Annotated in this window: 26 protein-coding genes, 1 tRNA gene and 1 pseudogene; 19 read left to right on the plus strand and 9 right to left on the minus strand. The window is 37.9% G+C overall.

The window, feature by feature from the left end; genetic code table 11:
- Positions 1–17 precede the first annotated feature (17 nt).
- From GJV03_RS08025 to GJV03_RS08055, 8 genes are all read right to left on the minus strand, one after another.
- On the minus strand, positions 18–1,073 hold the full coding sequence (locus tag GJV03_RS08025; RefSeq protein ID WP_154129822.1) for a hypothetical protein: 1,056 nt from the start codon (positions 1,071–1,073) through the stop codon (positions 18–20).
- A complete protein-coding gene (locus tag GJV03_RS08030) occupies positions 1,074–1,307 on the minus strand; it encodes a hypothetical protein (RefSeq protein WP_154129823.1) in 234 nt (77 codons plus the stop codon).
- Entirely contained in the window at positions 1,304–1,699 is a 396-nt protein-coding gene (locus tag GJV03_RS08035) for a hypothetical protein (RefSeq protein ID WP_154129824.1), read from the minus strand. The genes GJV03_RS08030 and GJV03_RS08035 overlap by 4 nt, the downstream gene beginning before the upstream one ends.
- On the minus strand, positions 1,696–2,463 hold the full coding sequence (locus tag GJV03_RS08040; protein ID WP_154129825.1) for an N-6 DNA methylase: 768 nt from the start codon (positions 2,461–2,463) through the stop codon (positions 1,696–1,698). Before GJV03_RS08040 ends, GJV03_RS08035 begins: the two co-directional genes overlap by 4 nt.
- A gap of 4 nt (positions 2,464–2,467) precedes the next feature.
- Entirely contained in the window at positions 2,468–2,614 is a 147-nt protein-coding gene (locus GJV03_RS21450) for a hypothetical protein (RefSeq protein ID WP_004725032.1), read from the minus strand.
- A gap of 325 nt (positions 2,615–2,939) precedes the next feature.
- Positions 2,940–3,266, minus strand: coding sequence for a hypothetical protein (locus tag GJV03_RS08045; protein WP_105713187.1), 327 nt, complete (start codon positions 3,264–3,266; stop codon positions 2,940–2,942).
- 43 nt (positions 3,267–3,309) lie between these two features.
- Complete coding sequence (locus GJV03_RS08050) at positions 3,310–3,612, minus strand: hypothetical protein (protein WP_154129826.1); 303 nt, start codon at positions 3,610–3,612, stop codon at positions 3,310–3,312.
- A 15-nt stretch (positions 3,613–3,627) separates the two neighbouring features.
- Positions 3,628–4,401 (minus strand): LexA family transcriptional regulator, encoded by a 774-nt coding sequence (locus tag GJV03_RS08055; protein WP_105713185.1) that lies wholly within the window; start codon positions 4,399–4,401, stop codon positions 3,628–3,630.
- A gap of 127 nt (positions 4,402–4,528) precedes the next feature.
- Between GJV03_RS08055 and GJV03_RS08060 the strand changes: the two genes are divergently transcribed.
- Together GJV03_RS08060 and GJV03_RS08065 are read left to right on the plus strand one after the other, a co-directional pair.
- Positions 4,529–4,750, plus strand: coding sequence for a transcriptional regulator (locus GJV03_RS08060; protein WP_105713184.1), 222 nt, complete (start codon positions 4,529–4,531; stop codon positions 4,748–4,750).
- Positions 4,751–4,758: 8 nt separating this feature from the next.
- Complete coding sequence (locus GJV03_RS08065; protein ID WP_105713183.1) at positions 4,759–5,115, plus strand: hypothetical protein; 357 nt, start codon at positions 4,759–4,761, stop codon at positions 5,113–5,115.
- Between the two features lie 99 nt (positions 5,116–5,214).
- Here the strand turns inward: GJV03_RS08065 and GJV03_RS08070 are convergent, their stop codons facing one another.
- Positions 5,215–5,415, minus strand: coding sequence for a hypothetical protein (locus GJV03_RS08070; protein ID WP_105713182.1), 201 nt, complete (start codon positions 5,413–5,415; stop codon positions 5,215–5,217).
- 76 nt (positions 5,416–5,491) lie between these two features.
- On the opposite strand from GJV03_RS08070, the gene GJV03_RS08075 reads away from it, so the two are divergent.
- The 17 genes and pseudogenes from GJV03_RS08075 to GJV03_RS08160 all read left to right on the plus strand — a co-directional run bounded on the left by GJV03_RS08075 (position 5,492) and on the right by GJV03_RS08160 (position 13,860).
- Positions 5,492–6,421, plus strand: a complete 930-nt coding sequence (locus GJV03_RS08075) for a hypothetical protein (protein ID WP_154129827.1) — start codon at positions 5,492–5,494, stop codon at positions 6,419–6,421.
- Positions 6,414–7,295 carry a hypothetical protein gene (locus GJV03_RS08080; RefSeq protein ID WP_252720689.1) on the plus strand — a complete coding sequence of 294 codons (882 nt, stop codon included), beginning with the start codon at positions 6,414–6,416 and terminating at the stop codon, positions 7,293–7,295. The genes GJV03_RS08075 and GJV03_RS08080 overlap by 8 nt, the downstream gene beginning before the upstream one ends.
- Positions 7,296–7,425: 130 nt before the next feature.
- On the plus strand, positions 7,426–7,890 hold the full coding sequence (locus GJV03_RS08085; protein ID WP_154129828.1) for a hypothetical protein: 465 nt from the start codon (positions 7,426–7,428) through the stop codon (positions 7,888–7,890).
- On the plus strand, positions 7,887–8,129 hold the full coding sequence (locus GJV03_RS08090) for a hypothetical protein (protein WP_154129829.1): 243 nt from the start codon (positions 7,887–7,889) through the stop codon (positions 8,127–8,129). The genes GJV03_RS08085 and GJV03_RS08090 overlap by 4 nt, the downstream gene beginning before the upstream one ends.
- A gap of 89 nt (positions 8,130–8,218) precedes the next feature.
- Positions 8,219–8,566 (plus strand): hypothetical protein, encoded by a 348-nt coding sequence (locus GJV03_RS08095; RefSeq protein WP_154129830.1) that lies wholly within the window; start codon positions 8,219–8,221, stop codon positions 8,564–8,566.
- Complete coding sequence (locus tag GJV03_RS08100; RefSeq protein ID WP_154129831.1) at positions 8,559–8,963, plus strand: hypothetical protein; 405 nt, start codon at positions 8,559–8,561, stop codon at positions 8,961–8,963. The genes GJV03_RS08095 and GJV03_RS08100 overlap by 8 nt, the downstream gene beginning before the upstream one ends.
- On the plus strand, positions 8,956–9,243 hold the full coding sequence (locus GJV03_RS08105; RefSeq protein WP_154129832.1) for a hypothetical protein: 288 nt from the start codon (positions 8,956–8,958) through the stop codon (positions 9,241–9,243). Before GJV03_RS08100 ends, GJV03_RS08105 begins: the two co-directional genes overlap by 8 nt.
- Positions 9,230–9,625, plus strand: a complete 396-nt coding sequence (locus tag GJV03_RS08110; protein WP_154129833.1) for a hypothetical protein — start codon at positions 9,230–9,232, stop codon at positions 9,623–9,625. Before GJV03_RS08105 ends, GJV03_RS08110 begins: the two co-directional genes overlap by 14 nt.
- A complete protein-coding gene (locus GJV03_RS08115) occupies positions 9,622–10,086 on the plus strand; it encodes a hypothetical protein (RefSeq protein ID WP_154129834.1) in 465 nt (154 codons plus the stop codon). The genes GJV03_RS08110 and GJV03_RS08115 overlap by 4 nt, the downstream gene beginning before the upstream one ends.
- A 9-nt stretch (positions 10,087–10,095) precedes the next feature.
- Complete coding sequence (locus GJV03_RS08120) at positions 10,096–10,530, plus strand: hypothetical protein (RefSeq protein ID WP_105713175.1); 435 nt, start codon at positions 10,096–10,098, stop codon at positions 10,528–10,530.
- Between the two features lie 285 nt (positions 10,531–10,815).
- Positions 10,816–11,028, plus strand: coding sequence for a hypothetical protein (locus tag GJV03_RS08125; protein WP_154129835.1), 213 nt, complete (start codon positions 10,816–10,818; stop codon positions 11,026–11,028).
- 162 nt (positions 11,029–11,190) lie between these two features.
- Positions 11,191–11,267: transfer RNA gene (locus tag GJV03_RS08130), tRNA-Arg, on the plus strand.
- An 82-nt stretch (positions 11,268–11,349) separates the two neighbouring features.
- A complete protein-coding gene (locus tag GJV03_RS08135) occupies positions 11,350–11,637 on the plus strand; it encodes a hypothetical protein (protein WP_154129836.1) in 288 nt (95 codons plus the stop codon).
- Between the two features lie 92 nt (positions 11,638–11,729).
- Positions 11,730–12,146: a hypothetical protein gene (locus GJV03_RS08140; protein WP_154129837.1), complete on the plus strand. Its 417-nt coding sequence runs from the start codon at positions 11,730–11,732 to the stop codon at positions 12,144–12,146.
- A gap of 100 nt (positions 12,147–12,246) precedes the next feature.
- Positions 12,247–12,618 carry a hypothetical protein gene (locus GJV03_RS08145; protein ID WP_154129838.1) on the plus strand — a complete coding sequence of 124 codons (372 nt, stop codon included), beginning with the start codon at positions 12,247–12,249 and terminating at the stop codon, positions 12,616–12,618.
- Positions 12,619–12,743: 125 nt separating this feature from the next.
- A pseudogene (locus GJV03_RS08150) lies at positions 12,744–12,911 on the plus strand (DUF2829 domain-containing protein); the annotation flags it as partial.
- 445 nt (positions 12,912–13,356) lie between these two features.
- Positions 13,357–13,860: a terminase small subunit gene (locus tag GJV03_RS08160; protein WP_154129840.1), complete on the plus strand. Its 504-nt coding sequence runs from the start codon at positions 13,357–13,359 to the stop codon at positions 13,858–13,860.
- The last annotated feature ends 11,188 nt before the right edge of the window (positions 13,861–25,048 follow it).

The raw sequence follows: 25,048 nt of genomic DNA on the forward strand, positions 1-25,048 counted from the left end.
CATTCATCTTCTAATCCTCAAAACTTGATTGATACATGTGGCACTTCACCTTTGTGAATCGCCTGTAAGACTTGTTTGCCTAGTTCTTCAGAAACACCAAGATTCATAAGCCCTTTAAGTGCTTCATTACAGATTTTCTTTTTATGAGCTTTGTTTGCTTCGCGTGCTTGCTGTTCTTTAAGTTCGGCAGCAGCTTTGGCTTGAGCTTCTTGTTCAATACGTAAACGCTCAGCTTCAACGGCATTTTGGCGATCAATTTCAGCTTGCTTTTCACGCTCAATGGCTTGCTGCTTTAATTGCTGTTCGCGTAATTCGGCTTGTTCTTTTTCGAGCTTTAAGCGCGCTTCACGTTGTTCTGCTTCAAGCTTTTCTTGCTCGGCTCTTTTGCGATCTGCAAGCGCCTTTGCTTCAGCTTCAACACGTGCCTTGTCCGCTGCTTCACGTGCAATTTTCTCGTCACGTTCTTTCTGCTGGCGCTCGATTTCAGCTTGGCGTAAGCGTTCTAGTTCAGCACGTTCAGCATCTGCTTTTTCGCATGCAGCAAGGGCAGTGCGTAGCTTTTCAAGTGTTTCGAATTTTGCAAGTTTGGCTTGCTCTTCGTATTCTTCAAAAGACTCATCTATATTGAAGTTTTCAAGATCAAAAATACTTCCTCTAATTACATGCAATTCCTGAAATGCTGTGTTTTCATCATAGAGACTTTTAATTGCCCGAATAGCCGCTTCATGCTTCGCCACACGATCTTTTTCCGCATTTTCCCAGTCTGTTAAAGGTTGACGAATGCGGTCACGCTCAGCATCCAATTCATCACGAGCAAATTTTCGATCAGCATCAATTTTGTTGGTGACAACCGTGTATTGCTCTTTGAGTTTTTTGCCCTCAGCATCGATTGCAGATTTTGATTGAGCAACCTTATAAGCCAGTGAAGCAATTTCCTTGCGTCCTTTTGCAGTTGTAACATCGGGAACGATACTGCTCACTTGAGCTTTAATTTGATCAACGATTGCTTGAATGCCATTTGCATTATTGAATGCAGAAACAATCACATTTTGTTCTAATACTTGTAGTTCCATTTAAGCCACCGCTTCTAATTTCGTTAAAAAACTATCCAAAGTTTCTGATTTAAAGACGAAATACTGATCATCTTCAGCATTTGAAACTACAACGCGAATACCGTTCGGCTTGTAATCAAATTCAACAAAAGGAAGGTCATCAGTATTAGGCTTGCGTATTTTTTCAAGATGCTCCGTTACGCAAACAATGTGGGCAGTGTTTAAAATCACATCTTCGATTCTTAGAAATTTCATACTGCAACCCCTTTTAATTCATTAAATTTTTCTTCTTCAAAATGCGCTTTAAGCATTTCATTAAGTGCGTAAACTTGGCTATTTGTCAGTGCAAATTGAAGTCCATGAGCTGCAAAAATATCGTCATAATCCTCAACAATAGGGCGGTGCCAAGTCGCTACTTCAAGCAAGTCATAATCCACATCAACATCGTTTTGCGGATCACCTGTATTATTCCAAGCAAGTGAACTTGTTGTTTGATTTGCTTCAACAACAGCAGACACATAACAAGCGCTGTAGTTGGGTACAATCAGTGAGAAATAGACTTTTGAGTCTTGGATAACAAGCTCATCAGCAACTACAAGGTTTTGAAATGTAGAAGCTTCAGGAGCGTAATTAGAAAGCATATTCATTGTTGTGGCTCCTTATTCAAAGTCACCAAAACTGTATTTACCAACGTTCCTGATTCTTTGAATGAGTTTTCTGGTAGTTCCTCAATTTGCCCTTGAGAAAGCACAAGATCTCTAAGTTGATTTGTTAATTTGTCATCTCTAAAAGTCACACTTGCTGGCATGATAGCTACCAAACGACCACCATCTTTCAGGAACTTAAAAGCATGTAAAACATGGTGTATATCGGCACGTGATTTATTGAATGGAGGGTTCATAACAACCCGATGAAATTTAGGCTCAGGATTAACACTCAGGAAATCCTGAATAAATACTTCATCAGCCATGCCTGATAATCCAAATTGCATATCAGGATTGACTTCATAACAAACTGTATGTATTTCCTTGTTTGTTGCATTCAAAGCTTTTAGCAACTGGCCAGAACCAGCGGATGGCTCCAAAACAAGTTGGTTATGATCAATGTTTGCTTGCAAAACAACATATTTTGCCAAGTCATCAGGGGTAGGGAAAAAACCCAATTCTTTTAAGGGGTTTTTCTTTCGTTCAATACGACCTAGCAAAATCACTTCTTCAAGTTGCTCTGTTGGATCATCATTAAAGATGTGAGCTTTGTCTTTACGAGACCATTTACCACCAAGTGTATCAAGCACCTTGTTTACATCTTGATATGACTTTCGATCAAGCTGAACATCAGGAAGAAAGACTTTATTTCCATCGATACGAGAAGCACTAAGGATCGAGAGGATATTTGTAGATAGATTTGTCATGATCTCACCCCCTTACCAAAGCGATATAGAACATCGCACCGATCAAAAAGATGATGATTGAGCCAAGGAGTAAGCTTTGAGCCTTATCCCATAAGCGACGATTCGAAATCTGTTCGATCGTCAGTAGACGTTGTGGTTTTTTGTGTGACATAATTACCTCGCCATTTGGTAAAACCCTCGAATTGCTTTGACCGGCTTCGGGGGTTTTGTTTGTGTATGAAATAAAATATACCTAACAGGTAAAATAAAGTAAATACCTTGCAGGTAAAATAATTAAAATATTTTTATACTTTGTAGGTGTATTTTTGTAATTGTGTTTTAATAGGCAAAAGAAAACCCTGCATATAGCAGGGCGAGATAGACCAAACTTGTTTATTACAGGTTATCTATTAGTAACCTTGGTGTTGATTATAAGTTTTCGGTGTTACAGGTAAATGAAAACCCACGCGGGGTGGGTTTTTTTTGATAATTTGGTACTAGCACTGAATATTGTATCTAGCTTTATACGAATCGATTGTTTTTAGAATATCTGTACTTGTATCAATATCTGCAGGCTCAGCTAGCTTTAGATAAATCGGAAGGTATTCTTGTTTGTAGGTAATAGGAAATTCCTCACAAATAACTTTTTTGCGTTCTTCTATCGGTGTAGTTGGTGCTGCCAGAGTTCCAAGATACGATGTAATTTTTAGATCCACTTCTTTATATTCTTCAAGAAGCTGTTCACGTTCAGGTGAAATTTGCTCAGGCTTTTCACATCCAAACATTGAAAATGTCAATAAGCATAAAAATGAAATAGTTTCCATAGAGATTGAATCTTCTTAAGTGTTTATATTTTTTAGAGAAATTTTAAGCCTCTGAATATGTTTCTAAAAAATCATCTATCCATCCTTGTGCCACTTCAAGATTGGTTATGTCAGTTAACTTTAGATTGGTTTCTTCTGCTTCGTTAAAGCCTTCAATAATGGCCTCAAAGATATTTGCTTCGGTAATGACCTCGCGCGCTATTTCCGCAGCATCATAACTTTGCTTGGCTTTTTTAAGTGAGGCTATTTGTTTATCAATTCCTGCGCCAATTTTAGCTAAGGCCAATTTGAATTCTTGACGATTAATCGTTAGCGCAGTTTTGTATTTATTAAGTGTTGCGATCATTATGTTCTCTTTAATTTACATGGAATTAGGGTGTTCTTGCTTGTGCTGACTTGGTGGGATAATGTCTGTAATAGCGGTAATGCTTTCCACATCATCCATATCAAATGTAATCCTTTCACTTCCGTTCACAGCTAAAAGGTTAAGGACATTGTTATGGATACCAATGAATTCCTTGATAGTGCATCTACCATCTTTTAAGCAAACTTGAACAAATTCTGAAGGAGTTAGCTCTGCATCAGGATCGCATACAACATACCAACCATTACGAATAGCAGGGTACATGGAGTCGCCAGTTCCTTTAATTCCATACGCTTTCTCACCACCAGAGTGAGTTGGGATATAACCATCACCACCATTACCTTCATAACCCATATCTGTGAAAAAGCCATCCATGCCCATTTTGCTGTAAGCCTTGACAGGAACCCATCTTTTACTTATCACGAATGGTTTTTCAGCCACTTTCGAGAATAAAACAGCTTCCTCGCCATCTGCAATGTTGTGCTGCTTTTTGAATGCTTCAATATCAAGTTTGTTAAAGCTACCTATACCTAGTAAAGAATCACTGTCTGATTGATCAAGATAGCCCTTAGGTTTGCTGAAAGCTTTCTCTATCTTTTCAGCTGTATCGTCACCAATATTCTTTGTTGGGTTCTTACCAATATATTGGCTAAATAAGTTGTAAGACATATCAATTTTTTCAGCAAACTCTGTGCGACTTAAGCCAGATTCTTTCATCAGCTTTTTGGTATTACCAAGTCTAATTTCATGAATTGTTTTCAATTCAGCCATATTAAGTTCGCCTTTATTCAATATTAAGTAATTTACCTTTCAGGTAGAAAAAATAAATACCCTGAGAGGTTGTTTTTTGTTTACCTTATGGGTATATTTATATTTAATTTACCTTTGAGGTGTATTTATGGTTACCCTTTACGATTTCTGGCGTGGTCTTGATAAAGATCAACGCATCCAATTTTGTGAAACAACAAAAATTTCTTATGGATATATGGAATCTCATCTTATCCATGGTCGAAAAAAACCAAGCATGGAAACCATTCAAAAAATGGTAGATGCGAGCGACAAGAAATTAACCCACAAAAGCATCTTTGACTTCTTTCTTAGAAAGACCAGTGCAGCTTAGGAACCACCATGAGCAAAGTATCAATTGAATTAAGCGCAAGAGCTAGAAATACACACTCGCTCGTTTTGCAATCCCTTGGAAGTGTTGTAAATGCCACTCTAGGAGAAGAAATAGGATTTGATGGTCCTTGGGTATCAAAGTTTAAGAACGACAAGAAAAACAATGGCTTGACCGATCTTGAAACTATTTGCGTCTTATTGGACAAGCTTGGTCTGAAAGTAATACCAGGTAGTTATGAATGCTATGACCGAAAATTTGTTGAAGCAATTTTCTTTTTGGCTCGTATGCAAATCACCAACTCAGGCGACATCAACGATTATCAATTTGCTTCTATTGCGCCTCGATTGGCGGAATTTGGATATTAAAAAACCACTGCCAGCGACAACTGGAGTGGTTTCGATTCATCAATTATGGGACCAATGAATATGAAAACAAATTTAGCAGATCAATCGAATAAAGGCAATTTATCGGTCAAGAATTTCTTTCTTGGCAGCCTGAAGAGCTTCAATAACGGAGTCTATGTGAGCGATATCAATATTAACGAAAACATCCACATGTTGGCCATCTCTTTCATTGAAAAAGCCCTCTTCTTCACAAATCACAATGTATTGGCCATCTTCTGCAGCATAAACATCAATGGCATTTTGTTTTCGAATAAGTGTCATCTTAAAGCCTTATTAATTGGTTGCATTCAGTTGGTTAAATCTACTCAGAAGTTAGATTTTATTCAAGAGGTGAAAAATGGCTAGGTCTAGAAATATAAAGCCTTCATTTTTTATAAATGAAGATCTTGTTGAACTTCCATTTGAAACACGCCTTTTGTTTATTGGTTTGTGGACACTTTGTGATCGCGAGGGTTATGTCGAAGATAAACCCAAAAAAATCAGAATGTCACTATTTCCTGCTGATGATGTAAATGTAGAAAAAATGCTTAATGAATTACAAAGCAGTGGATTTTTAATTCGATATGAAGTTGGAAATAGAAAATGCATCTATCTTCCTAAGTTTTGCAAACATCAAAATCCTCATCATAAAGAGGTAATAAACGATGTACCACGGTATTTTTCAAAACCTAGTCAAGACCTAGACTTGCCTCAGTCTAGTCTAGGGTGTGAACCAGTTGGGGATGCTAGTACTATCTCTGTTAATGAAAATCAAGAATATATAAATGATTTAAATTCATTAACTTATGGTGATTCTAATGAAAACCTAGGGCAAGCCCTAGACAATCCTCAGTCTAGCCGTGCTGATATATTGATTCCTGATTCCCTTAACCGGATTCCTGATTGTGGAAACCTGATACTTGAAACCAAAGATTCTCGTTTTGATTTATCTCTCAATGAGGTGAACACAAAACTTCAAATGGGTGGATTAAAGCAGATCTCTCAAGACGAACTAAACTCTTTGATTGTGAAACTTGAGAGTAATTATTCACACAACAAGCGAATGGTTAAAAATCAAGTTTTAGGTAAAGCATTCGAATGGATAGAGCGTCAGCAACGTACACCTCTTCAAGCGCCTAAACCTACAACGCAATATCAAACCGCTGCACAACGCACCGCCTCTGAACACGACCGTTGGAGACAAGCCGAACAACAAGCCTTTGGCGAGAGTGAGATAGATATCACGCCAAAAAAGCAGTTACTGGTAAGTGAGGTGGGTCATGCGTGAGTTCACCAAAGAAGACGCACAACGTCTGATTTCTAAAATGCGTATTAACTATGGCAAAAAGTTTATTGATCAATGGGCAGGTGTTGAGGTTGATGAGTTAGCAACTGAAATGGTTGAACGTTACCAAGGTTTATCACCAGCTGATTTCCAACGTGGGATTAAGCGTATGGACCATGAGCAATGGCCGCCAACAATCCCTGAATTCCGTTCATGGTGCGAGCCACAAACTGACGACTGGTTGGGTGCGCATGAAGCTTGGTCAATTGCTGAAAAATCTATTGGTTTTGATGGCGAGGAATTGACTGTGATCTGGACTGAGCAAATGTCTACGGCATTCAGTCGCTGTGAAGAATTGGTCAAGACTGGTGACAAGTATCAACGAGCTGAAGCAAAGAAAATCTTTTGTGATGCTTACGATCGTTTAGTCACTCAAGCAAAAGATCAAGGGTTGAAACCAGTCTATATCACCAGTTTGGGTACCAACAAAGATCAACAAATCACAGCAATTCAACAGGCAGAGTTGGAGGGATTTTTAACTGCACCAGTTGCACAGGCTCAATTGGAACACAAGCAAACTGAGGCTGAGATCCAAGCTGATGCTGAGAAGTATAAAACGACAGCTCAGAAAGCATTGGAAAAGCTTGGTCCATTAATCAAACGCAATGTGAACAAGATGAAACCCGAGCTTAAAGAGGCTCAACCTTGGGAAGCGGTAGAAGAACATCACATCGATCCGTTCGACGATATGGAGCAGTACAAATCGAGATTGGCACAAGACGGCAAGCCTGTACCTAACGTGATCAGAAATTATGAAATGACTCTTGCTCAGATTGTTGAGAAGCGTAGAGCAATGATGCAAGGGGAGCTGGTATGAAACTACCAAAAATATTTTTAAATTTCATGTCAACACCTTGGCTTGTTGATGAATTGAATTTAGCACTATGGGATGAAGATTGGGCGAGATTCGATTGCATTAGTCAGATTCTTTTGCGGAGGGAGTCAGTATGAATGCGTTTGAGTTTGTGAAAAAACACGGTTGGGAAGCCGTCATTGAAGCAGTAAAAAGCACAACCGCAGAGGAAACGGCAGCATTTGAAAGCACGGACTTAGATCCAATTCTCGCCAAAGATGGCAGTGTTATTGGTTTTAACGTGAAAGTTTATGCGATTCCATATGTTGAGGTGAAAAGCCTAGTCGAGTCTTATGAAATTGTTAGCAAGTTTGAAAGCATAGCTGATGCAAAAGAAGCAATAAATAATGCGCCTGAAGCTGCTAATGAGTTTAGAAAGCTTAGTTGCGGCACTCGTTATATCAAAGTAGGCCCTAGGTTTTTTGAATATTGGGATGGCTCAAAGTGGTGTAGACCAACAGTTCCATTCACTGAAGAGAATCATATTTTGCGTTTCACACCATTGGCAAGATTGGATCAAGCCATTGCAGACGTGGAAAGCGTAGGGGGTGGGGTGTGAGAAATAAATCACATGTTGAACACTTCGATACTTATGCACAAATCATAAGTTTTGCAGTCAACAATAAAAGACGGATTGGTACAAATGATTTAATCCAATTGGTTGGATTGAGTCCTAGATCATCTCAGCGCCACTTGAGCGAATTGGCTGAGGCAGGTTGGTTGATTAAAGATAACTGTACACCAAGAGGCTACATGCCTTCAGACAAAGCAAAACAACTATTTAGGGTGGCACTATGACAACTATAAACAACTCTGAAAACTTGATTGAGAAAGTAGGCGGGATTGAGAAAGCGAGGGAGATTGCTTTCGATCCTCTCCACCCGCAAATGACACACGTCTCGAATGATGGTCGCCATTGGGTTAATGAGGCATTTGCACACATCCCTGAAATTCAGTGTCAGATTGAAAGCATGATTCGTATTAACGACCTCCGCACCGCCATTTCAGAGCATGACAACACAGACATTGGCACAGAAATAGATAGTTTTCTTGATGCATTTAAATCACCTGAACTCACAGATGATCGCAAAGAAGAGCTTACCCAAGATTGGAAAGGAATGTCAGGTGGTGTCGCATTCAGCCTTATTGAACGTCATGCGGATAACTGGAAAGAAATTGACTACATGATGAACCAATGGCTTGAAGCGAATAAGGAGGCAGAACGTCATGAATAAGTGCAGAGAAGCGTTTGAGGATTGGTTTAAAACAACCATAGCCTATCAAATGCTCGAAGAGCAGAATTATTTCAAAATGGATCTATTTCATTTTGTTGATGGTCGCTATGAATATCGTCACACATCTGTGCAAATTGCTTTTATGACATGGCAATCCCGACAATCCGAATTCGACGCAATGACCGAAGCCCTCTTAAATCAAACACAGTTGCTTGCCAAGCAAAAGGTGGAGGTTGAAGAGAAAGACAAGCGGATTGCAGAGCTTGAATTGGCACTAACTCAGATCAAGTCATGGGAATCACATCCAGAAAATTATGAAACTGACTTTGGATCATGGGGTCTAAGAGATTTTTACAGGGATCTGGCAGATAAAGCCCTGCGAGGTGAGCATGAATAGATCAGAAGCTTTGGAGATGGGATTTAAAGAATTACCTCACCCAACAATTATGAATACTCTCGTTTATGACTTAGGCAGAAGGAGGGTCTTAAGTTTGGGATGCTTAGGTCAAGGCAATGAAGTTATTTATCTTTGCGAAAAATCAAAAGTTGGCGACCACTATGAAGATTTGGTCTGTGTACACAATCGTGATTACGACGGTCTCATAACAAGTCAGAGATTGAAAGCATTGATCGACTGGTTTGAATCAGGCAAGGGAGCCAACAATGCAAATTCCTAAAGGGTGGCAGACGCAGTCGAAGCCAGTGGCTAGGTCAGTCCTAATGCCAAGACAGAAACATGAACCATCATTGGGTGAACGGCTTTTATGCCGTCACCTAGACGCTTTAAAAATCGAATATGTGCAAGAGTTTAAGTTTCATCCTGAGCGGAAGTGGAAAGCTGATTTCCGTATCGAGGGCTATCCAATTCTTGTGGAAGTTGAGGGAGGTGTGTTCTCAGGTGGTCGGCATACAAGGGGCAAAGGTTATTCAGCAGATTGTGAAAAATACAGTGCAGCGGCAATTCTTGGTTGGGTAGTAATTCGAGGTACTACAGAGCAGGTTAAGAAAGGGATTGTCGTTGGTTGGATTGAAGAAGCGATTAAGAAGGTGAAGGTATGAAAATCAAATTAGAAATTGATGTTCCTGAGTTTGAGTGGGTCGATACGCCAACATTGTACGCAACTCCACTTGGTGATTTTTCCGATCTACTTGAAGTCAATCAAATTAAAAACCTGATCGAATACCTACAGCGACTAGATGACATCGAATGGATTATTAATTCTGATCATCAGCGTGTACGACATCCATTCTGTCGTGAATTAATTCGGGATCAGTTGAGATTCATACCTGAGAACTTAATTTGGCATGTTGGAGAGAAGCTGAGCTATTTCCTAATGGCTTTCACAAAAATGTCGGGCCTTAAATTCTCAGAATATAAATTCAAACATGAGGTCTTATCTAACGGTAAGAAGATTCAATTTAAAACATTCTCAATGATGTTTAACACAGAGGATGAAGCATTACGTCACATCGCAAAAATCTATACAAGCCGTGATGGGTTTGATTTCGAAAAAGTTTAAGGGGCAATTATGAACGCAGCGGTGAGAATTATGGATTGGTCTAAATACACAATTGATGGATGGCTTGAGCAATTTGGCGCTTGGTGTGAAACCGCTCGTTTGAAAGGTGGTGAATTGCCTGATGGATTGCATGTTAATCAGATCTATTGGTTGATTCGTGAAGCAGATAAAACGCCACGTAACTCGAAGTGTTATATCCGTTGTGAGATTAGTGACTTTGAGGCAGAGCAGGTACAGGCATTGCTGAGAAGTATTTTTAAAAGTGATTCAGTGGATTATCAAGTTAAGTATGCAGTGATGTGTTTAGTTAAGCACAAGGTGGAGAATCGAAGTCTAAGTGCTGTGGCTGAGATTACTAATCAATCTAAACAAATGACTCACACAATGATCAGCTGTGCGAAGTTTGCCATTCATTCTCGTGATAACCGCATGAAGATTGGATAGATATTGACTGGTCGACCGCAATATGGCATATTTCTGTTATAGTGGACGAAGTTATGGTAATCCACACAGTTTAAATTTCATATACCCACTTTCCTCTAAATGAAGTGGGTATTTTTTTACCATTTTTTTGAAATATTATTGATAATCATTTATTATTAGATAGCAACTCAAAAAGTTGTAGATGCAAATGTTGACAGCTCGGAAAGACGAGTAGCTCACAGAAATGTGGGCTTTTTGCTTTTCTGAAATTAGTCTATGCTATGGAAAAACTCAGAGTGTAGTTCAATGAATATTGATGTTCTTCTGAAGGAAATAGAAAGGCTTGAGGCTGAAAATAAAAAGCTATCAGAAATAGCAATTAATGCCACTGAAAGCCTTAAAGCTGCTAATGATTTGGCTGAAAGCTATCAGGCAATGTTTGATGATTTGTTTCAATTCATTAAGACTCAGTATGATGTAGAGTTCACAATGGAAGATATACCAAAGAATTTGAGTTAAAGGCGCTTATGCGTCTTTTTTTACGTCTAAATTTTATAAAGGTGCTTGTGACGTGCACAAGTAATATGATCGGGAGAAAGGTCATGAAAGATGGCTATGGTTTAGGTTAAATAAGACTGCAGGTCATAATAAAATTAAAAGGTGCGTAACAGCGCCTTTTATGCGCCATTAGCTCAACTGGATAGAGCATGGGTTTTCTATACCAATGGTTGTAGGTTCGAGCCCTACATGGCGTACCATATTTCAACAAAAATTTTAATGATTGTGGGCTTTTAAAAGTTTATATGTTATAAAATAATCTACTATTACAAGGAGATAATTATGTCATATAAAAGTGAAGGCAATTTTGAATTAAAATTTAATAATGAAAATGAAAGTGAGTTTGAGGTAATATGTGAAGATCAGGGTAATGCGTCAGTAATACATAACATATTGATGAAACTACCCTCTGTAAGTAAGGTATTACCTAACATTGATTTGGATCATGCTGTGCCTTATAAAATTAATGGTAAAACAACAGACCAAAACGTTGTTTTAGTAGCTTTGCAAGAATTTGACAAAACTTTAACAAGTAAAGTAGTAACTGAATATAAAGATTTTGATGATTAGAATTACTAATAAAACTAACCACCTTAACGGTGGTTTTTTAATGCTTTAACATTTTTTAGTTTACAATGTGAAAAAATTTAACTGTAATCAACATGAAACCAATTCTATTAATATTCACATTATTCATTTGTGGCCATTCCTTTGCATATAAAAACAAAGATTTTGAGAAGCAGTATTGGCTAAATACTCTAGCTCTGTCGGTCGCGACTGATAAACTTATGGATTTCTCATTAAAGCAAAAGCCAAGACTGGCATCTATTGATGGAAACGTTGAGCCTGATTTGAAATCAGATGCGGAAGAAAGTTTTCTGTACTGCAATCTAAATAAAGTGGCAATTCAATTTTACGGTTACATTGTTAATAATTATGATGATTATAAAACAATGCTTACTTCCGACAATGTTAATCCACCAACTAAACAAGAAATGGAAACAGAATTGTCCAGCAGGATTTTATCAATGGAAAAACGCGTTAATGTATCTAGGGGTGCTGAATACAATTGTAGATAGAAACATTAAGTATAGATATCAACCAAGCCCCTCCCAAGGGGTTTTTTAATTCTTTAATATTTGTTATATATATTTAATATATAATTAAGCAGTATAAAACATGAAAAATATCATATTAGTAATTTCTTTATTTGTTTGCGGCTATGCCAATGCCTATCAAAAAGAAGATTTTGAGAAGAATTATGCAGAGCTATCTGAAAAACTAGAGTCTTCAGTTTCTCAAGCAGTAGGATCTATGAATGGCGATAATGCGCTTTCAAAAAATATGTTCTGTTTAAAAAATCAGGCAAAATTAAATTTTCAGAGTTATTTAATTGATAACTTTGAGGATTATGAAAATATGCTCAAAAGTAACAATATAGACCCGCCTAGTAAAAGTGAATTTCAAGGTTATAAAGCTCAGACTATTAGTGAAATTGAAGACAATAAGAAAGATCTTGTAGGAACTAAGTACAATTGTACCCCTGAATAAAGAATTCAATTAAATGAAACCCCGTTGAGGGGTTTTTTAATGCCTAGAGGAAAGTGAAGATGTCAAAATTATTAGCATTATCAATGGTTGCATTCATTGGTACAAAATCAGTATTAGCAACAACAATGTCACGCGGTGAGTATAACGAGTACCGAGGTTGGACTATTCCTGAAAATGAAGATCCAGCTGAGCAAGGTTATTTGGTTGAATATGTCGATGGTGGCAAGCCAAATGATGAACGTCATAAGGGTTATATTTCTTGGTCGCCACGTGACGTTTTTGAAAAATCTTATCACCAGTCACAAACCCCACAAGACCGAGTGCGTTTAGAGCAAATCGAATTAACACAAAAGCTTGATGCGCTTGAAAACCTCCTCGACAAAGGTCAACCAGCATTCATTGATGATGAGCAATGGAAATTACTCAACAAGCAAGCTGAAATTATGGATCAGTACAGTGATGTCTTAGCAAAGCGTATTGCTTTGTTCTAACCTTTAGCTACGTTTCCTTTGCCCCGAAAGGGGTTTTATTTTGTCTTGGAGATGACTATGGAAGGCTATGGATTAGGGTGATCTATGAACAAACTCGAAGCGCAAAAGAACCTCAAACTACTCGAACAAGATAAAGCACGTTTACTCTCGCTTAATCATCTTAATTCAACGTGGGCGTTTAAGAATCAGTGTGAGTTGAGAGTGAAGCAGATTAATGGGTTTATTCAAAATATTGAGGGAGGTTTAAATGGAAAACATCGAACTTCCAGCAGGGAGTGAGCCACTAGCCAATCAGCAACATGAGAATTTAGCGCAAGCCTATGTTGAGACTGCAAATAAGAAAAAAGCAGGAGAAAAGGCAGGCTACACAGATAAATCAAATGCATTTCGAGCAATATTAAGACCCGATGTTCAAGAGCGAATTAAATACTTGCAAGAAGAACGCGCAGAAGAGCTGGGTATTGATGCTTATTATATTTTAAAAAGCCTCAAGTCTGTTGCAGAGCGTTGCATGCAATCGGAAGAAGTTTTGGATCGTGATGGTTTCCCAGTTTTGGTGGAAGGCCCCGATGGCAGTGTGGCTCCACAATACAAGTTTGATCAGAGTGGTGCTAACAAATCACTTGAATTGATGATGAAGCATCTTGGAATGTTTAAAGAAGAAGTGAAGTTGACGGGTAATTTAAAGATTCAAGCGCCAACTTTTAACATTGTTGGAGTTAAGCCAGATGGAGATAAAGATACCGTTTAAGCTGACTCCAGCTTTCGAAAATTTGAATACCTGTCTATATGACGCAATTGTTTGGGAAGGTGGACGAGGTGGTGCAAAGTCTGAAGCATTGGCACACATCGGAATTTTGGAGTCGTATATTGATGATGGGGTGATTCTTTGTTGTCGCGAGATTCAAAAGTCTATTGATGACTCAATCTATTCGATGCTGGTCGCTAAGATTTCACAGCTTGGCTTGGATGAGCAATTTAAAATTCTCAAAGATGAAATTACCAACCTAATAACTGGTGCACGCTTTATTTTTGCAGGATTGAAGTCAAACATCACAAGCATAAAGTCAATTACGAAATTACGTGTTGTGCTTGTGGATGAAGCTGAAAATGTGAGTCAAAACTCATGGGATATTGTTAGACCAACGCCTCGTTATGGAAAGGTTAGAATTTATGTAGTGTTTAACCCGAAATTTGAAACTGACCCAACTTGGCAAGAGTTTGTAGCTAAAAAAGATAATCGAACTCTACATATTAGTATTGGTTGGCGTGACAATCCTTGGTTTCCTGAATCTTTAAACAATCAGCGCCTACGTGATGCTAGAGGTGATGCAGGTCGTTATGAGTGGATATGGGGTGGGAAGTTTTTAAAGCTTTCTGAGGCGTCAATATTCGGTAAAAAGCTTAGACAGCGTGAATTTGAAGTTGATGAAAGTTTTGGTGATCCAATGTTGGGCGTGGATTGGGGATTTAGTACAGATCCAGTTGCAGCAATTGAAGCTTATGTGAAAGGACGCACCCTATACATTCGAAATGCAGCAAGTAGGGTTGGTTTAGAGTTAGATGACACTGCTTCTTGGTTGTATAGACACATTCCAAAACTGAAATCCAATACTTCAAGAGCGGATAATTCAAGACCAGAAACAATCAGTAAAGTTCAGAAGGATAAAGAATGTCCTTTACCATTGTTAAAAGCTTGCGTGAAATGGTCAGGATCGGTTGAGGATGGCGTAGTCTACATTCAATCTTTTGATGAAATTGTTGTTCATCCTGATGCTGATAATTGCTATGCGGAATTGATGGCCTACAGTTATAAGAAAGATAAATTCGATGAAATTACTACAGAAATCTTGGATAAAGACAATCACTATGCTGATGCACTGAGATATGCCTTGGAACCTTACATAGCAGTTAAACATGTTCAGAAAGTCAAAACTCGAAGAATTCGAGGGATGGCTTAAACAGTTTGCACCTTCGGGTGCTTTTTTATTGGTATTAATATGGCAGTTACAGATCAACATCCGCAGTACGCAGCGGTCAAAAAGAGTTGGCAACTGATGCGGGATTCAAGCTCTGTTGCTGGCGAAGAAACTATAAAAGAGGCTACAACCAAGTATCTACCAAAGTCAGCAGGTCAAATCGAAGCAGAAAAGCAAAGTCCATTAGGTAAAGAAATCTATAATGGATATCTGCAGCGAGCTCAATATCCATTGTGGGTCCAAGATTCTTTGCGGACCATGATTGGCTTAGTTTCTAAACTTACTCCTGAAATTCAGATCAAAAGTAATTTGATGAAGCATTTAGAAGAAAATGCAACAAATGATGGATTCGGATTAAAGCAGTTATTCATTCGAATAGTTGAGCAGATTATTGAATTTGGCCGTTGTGGGCTTTACATCGATGTTGATGGGGATGGAAAACCTTATTTTGCTCTGTATGACGCACTGTCTATCATCAACTGGAAGGAAAACAGTGTTGAGGGGCGTAAAGACACAACATTGGTTGTTTTAGAAGAACAACATAGTTCAGGTGAAGATAAGTTCAGCCATAACACAAAGACAGTTCAGCGTTCTTTAGAATTAAATGATGGTAATTTTGAAGTGTTCCTACATGATGGTGGGAAAACTGAAGAAAAAACACCAAAAATTGGAAACAATAATCTAGGTTTTATTACTTTTGTTTTTATTGGTGCAACAAACAATTCGCCAAACGTTGGTTCAATTCCACTCTTATCAATGGCAAAGGCTGCGATTAAGTATTACCAATTATCTGCTGACTATTTTCAATCACTTCATCATACAGCTCATCCGCAACCATGGATTAGTGGCCTATCGGATGATGATGAGATCAGTGTTACGGGTGTAATGGCTGTTTGGGATTTACCTTTGGAAGCAGAATGCGGATATTTAGAGATCGAAGGCGTAGGTATTGATAAAACCAAAGCTGAAATGGATTCTCAAAAGAATGCTGCATTAGAAGCAGGTGCAAAGGTTATTGATACCAATACCCAAGAATCAGGTGAAGCACGTCGAGCAAGACAAGATGATCAGCACGCAAGCTTACACAGCATTGTGACTTGCGCTGCCGAAGGCATTGAACAAGCATTGAAATATGCAGCGCAATGGCTTGGTCTAAACCCTAATGATTATGTATTTACAGTGAAAGCTGAATTTTCCAATCAATCCTATGACATTAACCTAGCTAAGCAACTTTATGAAGGTGCTTTGGCTGGTAAAAACTCGTTCTCAACTTATTGGGACTACATTGCTACTGGCAAACTTCCTGAAGGTGGATATCAAGAAGAATTGCTTAAGGTTGAACAAGAAACTGAAGGCACACTAAATATGGGTTAGACGATGAACAACTCGATTCAAGAACAAGCTTTTCTTAATGCATTTATTCAGCATCAAACTTACTTGCATCGTGCATCGAGTCAAACTGTTAATGAGCTTTGGCAGCTTTTTAATAACCAATCTAATGAAATGGTTGTGAAACTTCGTGATTTATTGGATGAGCTGAGTGATCAAGAGAAAATTGCCTTATCTGGTGCACAGTACACAACACCAAAGCTCAAAGAAGTGCGCAGCCTTATTAATGAATGGTTTTTAAATTTAAGTGTCGCACTGCCTGAAACTTTTGCTGTCACGGCAACAGCATTTGCTGTTTACGAATCAATGTGGTTATCCAAGGCACTAAATAACCCAGTTAAAGAGCCTGATGGCAAAAAGTTATACACTAAGATCAGGCATAAACCTTTAACTGGTGGTGCTTTAGTAGATAGCTTACTTGAAAATATTGCCACGACAGCGCGCCAAAAAGTTGAATATGCGATTCGAGATGGAATTAATTCTGGTCAAACTAATTATGAAATCATTAAACGTATTCGCGGTTATGACAAAGCCATTGATGGAAAGAAAGTTCATTATGATGGTTTGATCGATCAATCGTTTAAAGATGTTGATCGAGTTGTTAGAACTGCCCGAAGCCATGTGTCGAATCAATCTTATTTGTCTACTTGGGATGCTTTGGGATTTGATTTCTACAAGTTCTTTAGTGTGCTTGATGGAAGAACTTCATTACTGTGCGCGTCTTTAGATCAAACCATTTGGAAAAAAGGTGATCCAAATATCAGGCATCCACCATTGCATCCGCATTGTCGATCTTCGTTGCTTGGTGTGGATGCTGATGGGAAGATTGCAGGATTAAGACCATTTGTAGCAGATAATCGAGCTGTAAAAGATATTCCGAAAGATCAGCGTGATGGCAAGATAGGTCAAGTTGATGCTAATACTTCATATAAAGATTGGTTTCCACATCAGAGCAAAGAATACCAAATTGAATGGCTTGGTAAGACTCGATATGAATTATGGAAAACTGGAAAATATTCAATTCAGCGATTCATTGACCCTTTGACTGATCGGAAATATACGTTGAAGCAGTTAAAAGAGATGGATGAGAAAACATTTAGTATGCTTAAAATGATATAATGTTAATAAATGTAATTTTTATGTAACTATATGTATAAGTATATTGTTTCACTAGTTTTACTGACGCTGATTAGCGAGTTAACTTTAGCAGATGTCTCAGTCCGTGGTTATCATCGAAAAGATGGAACGTATGTTCGACCTCATATGAGATCAAACCCGGATGGGAATTTTAACAATAATTGGAGTACCATAGGTAATATAAATCCATATACTGGTAAGTTAGGTACCAAAACGCAGCCTTCTTACCAGTCAAATGGAAGTTACCAGTATTCTAATAATTACTCATCTGAATCAAAAAACTATAATCGACCACTTACAGAACCAGTTCCTAAAGGATCGTATAGTACTGGTTATACTAATACCATTAGGAATTATAATTCTTCAACAGTGAATACAGATATTCAGAAAGTAAATTCAAACTGGGTATTTTTTTATAAAAATACTGAGGATGCTATGTATATTAATAATTCAAAAAGGGAATTTTATGGAGATGGTTTACCAGTAGTATCAATGATGTTTACTGGAGTAATGAAGCCAAACGGTAAACCTACTTGGCTTGGAAAACGCTTTATTAAAGTAAAAGTTAATTGTTTGAATAAAAAAGTTGCATTAATCGCTGATGCTGTAGTTAATTCAAACGGAAAAGTTACCAAAAGTATAGTACGCAGAGAAAACTATAAATTCACTTGGGTGCCAATTAACAAAATCACTAATCAAGCAAGATTTTTGGCAACCACAAAAGTCTGCATCTAATTAAATTTTAATTACATAACCGCCGAAAGGCGGTTTTTTATTGCCTGCGCAAAGCTCAGGTTCACAAATCCGCTAGGCGGTTATTCGAGGAATATTACATGTCAGAAGACAATATAGTTGATTTAAACAATCCTGAAATTCAAGAGGCAATCAAAAATGCTGTAGATGAACAGGTCAAAGGCTTGAAGGCAAAAAATGATGAACTGCTTGGTAAGAACAAAGACTTAAACACTGAGCTTTCAGGCATTAAAAAGCAGTTGGAAGGTGTGGATTTAACAGCAGTTAAGGACCTTCTTTCAAAAGCCAATATGGATGAAGAATCAAAACTAATTGCCGAGGGCAAGATTGATGAAGTCATTCAAAAGCGTACTGAAAAAATGAAGCAGGACCATGACAAACAACTACAGGCTGAAACTGAGCGGGCAAATAAAGCGGAAGCATATGCAAACCAGTTTAAACATTCAGTAGTGAAAGGTCAGATCGCTCAAGCGTTCAGTGGTGTTGGTGGTTTATCAGAAGCGACAGACGATGTTACGGCCTTGGCTTTATCTCAGTTTGCTTTAGATGAAAAAGGCAATGCTGTGATGATCGATGCCAATGGCGAAACAATCATTGGGAAAGATGGCACAACACCATTGAGCCCTAAAGAATGGGTCGAAAGCCTGCGCGAAACCAAGTCTTATTTCTTCCCTAAAGCACAAGGTTCTGGTGCACCAGGTTCAGGAACATCAACTAAAAAATGGTCTGACTATACAGAATCAGAACGAGCAGCAATTGCTCGTGAAAATCCAAACGCATTTCAACAGTTATTAAAAACTAAGGAAAACTAATTTATGCCAGCTACTCGTATTGCGGATATTTTTGTTGGGGATTACTACCAAACATTAAATCCAGTGAATTCACCTGAAAAAACGGCAGTTTATCAGTCAGGTATCGTTACCAAAAACCCAGCTTTGAGCGACATTGCAAATAATGGTCAAGGCACTTCAACAGTCTCTTACTGGCAAGATCTTGATGCCAATGAAGAAGCAAACGTCTCTACAGATGATCCAGATCAAAAAGGTAAAGTGGGTAAGGCGTCGCAAGGCAAGATGCAAGCTCGTACACTCTATCTCAACAAGCCTTATGGCGTGTCAGATTTAACGACTGAGCTTGCCAACAGCGAACCAATGCAACACATTCGCAACCGTTATGGAAAGTATTGGGAGCGTCAATGGCAGCGTTATTTGTTAGGTGCAGCACGTGGCGTGATTGCGTCGAATCTTGCAAACAACTCAGGTGATATGGTTATTGATGCAGGGGCAGCGATGACAGCTACGGCAATGCAGGATGCAGCATTTACCGCTGGTGATGCAGCTGATCAGTTTGCTGCAATTGGCGTGCACTCTGTTGTTATGAAGCAGATGGTGCAAAAAGACCTGATTGAGTATGTGAAAGACTCTCAAGGTAACATCATCTTAACCACCTACCTTGGTAAGCCAATCTTTATGGATGATGGTCTTACTTATGGCGCAAATCAATACCTTTCAATGTTCTTTGGTACGGGTGCCTTCGGTTATGGTGAGGGTACTCCAACTAATCCAGTTGAAGTTCAGCGTGATGCATTAGGTGGTAACGGTGGTGGTTCTGAAATCATCGTGGAGCGTAAGACTTACATCTTGCAGCCTGCAGGGTTCTCATGGAAAGGCGAGGAAGATCCAAATAAAACTCCAACAATTGCTCAATATGCAAATGCTGCGAATTGGGAGCGTGTGTTTGATCGTAAACTTGTGCCTTTTGCTGCGGTAATCTCAGGTACACCTTAATAAACTTGGCGGCTTCGGTCGCCTTTGTTTTGGAGAACAAAGTGAAAGTAATTTATACAAATACAATTCCTGAAAATCAGCAGCCAAATGTTTGCTACCGGACTTCATTTCTAGGTGTTATCTCTGCCGCAACTTCAGTTGAAGTCGATGATGAATTCCCAAATGCTGAAGCAGTAAAACAAGCCTATGCGTTCTTAAATGCTCAGGCTCTATCAGTTCAAGTTAATGTAGGCATCACGCCTGAATTACAGGCTGTTGTTGATGAAGCAAAAGCTGAATGTGAAGAAGTGGTTGCAGAACGTGATGAAGCTTTAGACCAACTTAAAACATCAAAAGGGGAATTTATTGCATTTCAAAATAATATTGAAGCAATGAAAGCCCGTATCACCGAATTGGAAGCAAACGCCGATAAAACGGATGAAGAAAAACCGAAAACAACCAAAGCAAAATAGGTGGGTTATGAGTTTTGTCACTGAATCGGAAGTTGAGCAAGCGCTTGGGGATACTTGGAATAACCAAAGTGAAAGTGACAAGGCTCAACTTCTTAAGAAAAGTCGAGCATATTTAATCGCTCGCAAGGTTAAAGATTATGAAAATGTTGATGATGTGCCAGAGGATTTAAAAGATGCATCCTTTGAAATCATCAAAGGCATTATTGATAAAAAACTCTATATTGATAAAGATCAAGAGCTTAAATCCAAACGTGTTAAAGCTGACAGCGTTGAAAGCGAAAAGGTATATCAGGATGGCTCTAAATCCATTAATGCAGTAGTGCAATTCATTTTGGATTTGATTAAGCCTTATACCACAAAGTCTCGAGTTCAAATGGTAAGGAAATTGTGATGGGATTGAGAGACGAATTGCAGACCGATATTGCAGAGGCATTTGATAGTGATTTAGCTGATACCATCACCACCTTCACATGTTCCAAAGAAATCCAATCTGGTGATTTCGACTTTGAAACACAAACTTATCCTACTGTGACCGTTGAACAATACTCTGGACGTGGTGTATTTGGCTCATATAAGCGCGATTTGGTAAAGCCTATTGATTATCAAGTTGAGGATGTAAAAGCTACTGTGCTTCAAAATGAAGTAACAGGTGTGCCTCAGATTGATGATGTTTGGGTGGCAGATGGTAAATTCAAAATTTTGAATGTAGGTAAAGATCCAAGTGGAAGTATTTGGGTTTGCCAGTTGAGAGTTACATAAAGCTATAAAATAAATTTTGGATTTTATTGAAAAAGTGTATGATTTATTTCAACTTGAATTCGAGTACACATAATGCTACCTACTGAATTAATATTAAAAGATTTGTCTGCGTATTTAGTTAATAAAAGATTATTGGATCCGAAGATTAAAGATATTACTAACTATGATCTATTGATGCAGATTTTTCTTGACTACATAAATAATGTAGACAGAGCAGAACACATATATTTCCATAAAAGCTTTTTAAATCTTGAACAAGATAGTGCTACTTTTCAGCTTAAAGAATCTGAAATTACATTACCCTTAAAAGAATTAAATAGTTTTGACTCAGATCAACTTAAAGAATTTTTATATAGAATACTTACTGAATCTGCTTATAAATAATAAAAACCACCTTCGGGTGGTTTTTTAATGGGTGAAATATGACTTGGAAAGGATTTAGACCATCACAATTCACACTCCAAGTACTACGTGATGGATCAGAATTACAAAGAAAAATCACAGCAGCAATGCTTCAAGGTGTGATCCTTAGAAGTCCAGTTGATACAGGGGCTTTCAGAGGAAATAATCGAGTTTCAATTGGCAGTGTGGATTACACCATCGACTTTGAGAAAAAAGATACAACAGGCACCACAAGCATTGCAGATGGGATGGCTAAAATACTAAGTGTTCAATTGGGTATGCGAGTTTTTATTAGTAATAATTTACCCTATGCAGTTGCTCTAGAAAATGGACATTCGGGCCAAGCGCCTTTAGGTATTTATTCAATCACTTTCCAGTCAGTTACGAGTAGATATAAATGATGACATTATCGGAAGCTGAATTGGCGATATACAAGCGAATAGGTCAATTCAATGGCGTGGAAAAAACAAATCTTCGGATTGAGAATCAGAAAACGCCAGATGGTAAGCCGTTTGATCCACCATCAGATAAACTTTGGTGCAAAGTTTATATTCAGTATGGAGATAGTTTGATTGCAGGTATTGGAAATGAACCCTGTATTCGAGATATAGGCACTATTTCAATTCAATGCTTTGCACCAAAGAATACAGGCACGATTGAAATGACAAATCTATGTGTTAAATGGCGTGATTTCTTACAATCCTTTGGTGCTTCTTTTCTTGAAGTCTATAAAGTCCATGCGCCACAAGATATGGATGATGATAATTTTTACGCTAAGATAGTTAGAGCTGAATTTAGAGTGAATTGAAAATATGTTATTTTAAATTTTTATTAACTTTATAGATAACAAAATGCTTGAAAAATTAGTGGGAACTATTTTAACAATTATTGCTGGCTTTTTAATTGAGTGGTGGAGGTCATCAAGAGATAACTCAAAAAGATCCACTGAACAAAGAAAAACAGATTTTGATATTTCTGAAAAATTAAACGATGTGCTTGCCGCTTCAGATGATGATGTGAATCGACCTAAAAAAAACAGGTATTCAAAATTAATATTGCGTAATGATAATGCTGACATTATTGATCTAAAATTTTTAATAAAGTCTGTTAATTTAGATTATTGGGCGCCAAAATATTTTAAAAGTAAAAAATTCATAACCTTGATAAGGAATAGCGAGACTAACGAGATAATTTTATTGTCATACGATAGTTCTAAAACAAAAATTAGATGGTTATTTGTAGGTTACTTGGTATTCGCTATGATTGGATTTAGTCCTTATATATTTAGTGTTGAATTTGAGAGATATATTAATAAATCTTTAGAAAATCAATCGTATATATTTGTTTTAATGATTATTGGCGCATTCGCTAGTTTGATTTTAGCCTACAGCTGTATGAGGCAGGCAGGACAGGAGTATTCGGCTAAAACTTTTGTGCGATCCTTTAATGAGCGAGGCTTAAGAAGCTTCAACTAAGACATCTATAAGTAGAAGTAAAATGAAGCTCTTCCCAATTTATATAAGCTAATTGATAGAATTTAATCTTAATGCCGAGCTAACTAGTTCGGTTTTTTTGTCTTTAAGTGATTGAATTTATATTAAACACCCCAGTAGGTGTAACGTTAACTATTGACAAATATTTAAAGTTTAACAAGCGAAGCCGATTTAACAAGTCGGCTTTTTTAATGCCTGAAATATGGCATCCAAGCCGACTAGGGTAGCTCCTGAAAGGAAGATGGTCGTTTCGACTACTCATTGCATCTTCTTGTTGGCTTTCTTTTCTTTATGAGTAGTCGGAGCATATCAATGAATGCAATTGTAAAAATTGAAGGTAAAAGTCCATTTATCGAAGTGGAGCTTAATGGAAAAATTCAACTAGGCGTAAATGCCCGTGATTTGCACAAAATGCTAGAAGTCAAAGCAGAGTTTTCTCATTGGATTAAGCGACGTATTACTCAATGCAAATTTGAAGAAAATTTTGATTATATGGTTTTCGTCAAAAAAGACGAAAACCTAAAAGGTGGACGTCCAACAACTGAATACATTATTTCTGTAGATATGACAAAACATCTTGGAATGATGGAACGAAATGAAAAGGGTTTTGAAATCCGCAAGTTTTACATTGAGCAAGAAGAATTGGCTCGCAATACATTAAACGGCATCCAAATTGAAATTGGAAAATTATCCTTGCTTGCCGATCAGTGGAAAGAAACCTTATCAAATGCAGGAAGAATTCTAAGTGTTGGTGGAAAACAAATTAGACCACAGATACTGAAAAAATTAGATGAGCTGATTGAATATGCTCAACCAAGTTTAAAACTAGAGGGTTAGATTTCAAATCTCACTTTCTAGCAACTTTATCCACCTCCTTAAAGGAGGTTTTTTTATGCCTAAATTAAGGAGAACTTCATGAGTTCTGGAGCTAAACAATTAACCCGAGTTGGTTTTGAGGCATCACCTGGTGTGATTGCAACAACTTGGAATACATTTGCATTTACCACCAATGGTTTAGATGCATCAGCACAAACAACTGAATCGCAAACGATCAAAGATTCACGAATTGCAGCCGGTACTTTGGTAACTGGTGTTGAAGTGCAAGGCGATATTGAGTCTGAATGGGCATATGGGATTCAAGATAAAGTTCTAGAACTAGTTGCCTTCAATGCTTGGAATAGCAACGTTTTAACCTTTGGAGGCACTACTCGAAAAACCCTATCAATTATCCGTGGCTTTAGTGATATTGATAATTTCCAAGTTTTCACCGGTTGCCACATTAACCAGTGGACTTTATCGATTCCTGATAGTGGCATTGTGACTTCTAAATTCGCAATTATGGGAATGAAGCGTACAGCTTATGCTGTAGCACCTACTGGTACCGTAACACCCGCAGTGGATGCAGTACCTTTAACTAGTCTATCTACCGGCGACATTCTTATTGATGGTGAAAAGAAACCAGGAATGTGTATCACACAGATTGAATTAACCATTGATAATACGATGCAAATTCAGAAGTGCTTAGACTATGAAAATAACATTGCCGCAATCTTAGAAACCATTATGAAAGGCAGTGGTAACTTCACAATCGCATGGTCCAAAAACACTGCAGAACTTTATGAAAAACAATTCTTAAATGAGCCGATCGGCCTTGAATATTCATTGAAAGATACTGCAGGTAATAAATACACACTTAAACTACCTAAGGTTCAAGTATCTGCACCTTTGCCAAGTGGTGGCGCAGGTGATGTATTAACTACTCAGTTTTCATTCACGGTCGCGGATGTT

The sequence above is a fragment of the Acinetobacter sp. RIT698 genome (assembly GCF_009668065.1).
Classification (GTDB): Bacteria; Pseudomonadota; Gammaproteobacteria; order Pseudomonadales; family Moraxellaceae; genus Acinetobacter; species Acinetobacter guillouiae.